The organism is Thauera sp. 2A1, from assembly GCF_009469595.2.
Taxonomy (GTDB): domain Bacteria; phylum Pseudomonadota; class Gammaproteobacteria; order Burkholderiales; family Rhodocyclaceae; genus Thauera.
On the sequence record NZ_SSXV01000138.1, the window covers coordinates 1 to 1,019 of the forward strand.

The window sequence follows — 1,019 nt, forward strand, 5'->3', positions numbered from 1 at the left end:
TGATGAAAATGCTGCATTCTTACCTATGCTAGCTGATGATTTTGGTATTAAGAACAAAGAAGAAGTGGTAAAATTCTGTAAAGAAAATATTAAACTGCTTTCTATGGATAACATTGTTTCTTTCATGAGTGAAGTCAAAATGCTAGAAGATGAAGACATTAGCCTTCAGGAAATTATAAACATTATGAATATCTCTACTGAAAACATACCAACTAAAGTTAGTGATACTGTAGAATACGATGATGAATGTGATGACTGTGACGAATGTAATGATGTATATGACGATTGTGAATGTTGTAATGCAGCGTGAGAACAAATAAGGCTAGATATATTCTAGCCTTTTAACTTATATAAACATGAAAATATGCGGTATAAGTGATATACATGGTAATCTCATTGAGAATATACCTGAGTGTGATGTACTATGTATATGTGGTGATATAGTAACATTAAATGCTCAAAGAAATATTGAAGCATCTAAACATTGGTGGGAAACAAAATTCATAAAGTGGGTAGATAAATTACCTTGTAAGAAGGTAATTATTATACCAGGTAATCATGATTTTTACTTAGAATATAAGTATAAATTAAATGAATGGGGTTCTTTTAAAGATAATATGCAAATTTTATCTAAAGGTAAATTAGTATTTCTTATAGATGAAATGTATATATATGAAGGTGTTAAATTCTACGGATCTCCTTGGATTAAACCAATTGAATTTCAAGAGGACAGATGGGCATTTAGTAGATTTGATACTTATGAAGATATACCACAATGTGATATACTACTAACACATGATAATCCATTTTGTAATGAAGCTCTAGATGTTTTCTCCTTTGGAAAGAGTAAATATCATTTATATGGACATTGGCATGATGGATCTAGTGATATAAATTCTGGAAGATACAATTGTTCTAGATTGAATAATTGTTATAGTTTTAAAAAGAATTATGAATTTGTAGTATTAGATATTATGACAGAAAAAGAAAAGAAACAGGTAGAACAAGCATTATTGGAT

Annotated in this window: 2 protein-coding genes; both read left to right on the forward strand. The window is 28.9% G+C overall.

From position 1 onward, the window contains the following. A partial coding sequence (locus GH664_RS22930) for a hypothetical protein (protein ID WP_194270489.1) occupies positions 1 to 310 on the forward strand: 310 nt, incomplete at its 5' end. Positions 311 to 356: 46 nt separating this feature from the next. Next, positions 357 to 1,019: metallophosphoesterase (locus tag GH664_RS22935; protein ID WP_153170328.1), on the forward strand; the 663-nt coding region annotated here is incomplete at its 3' end.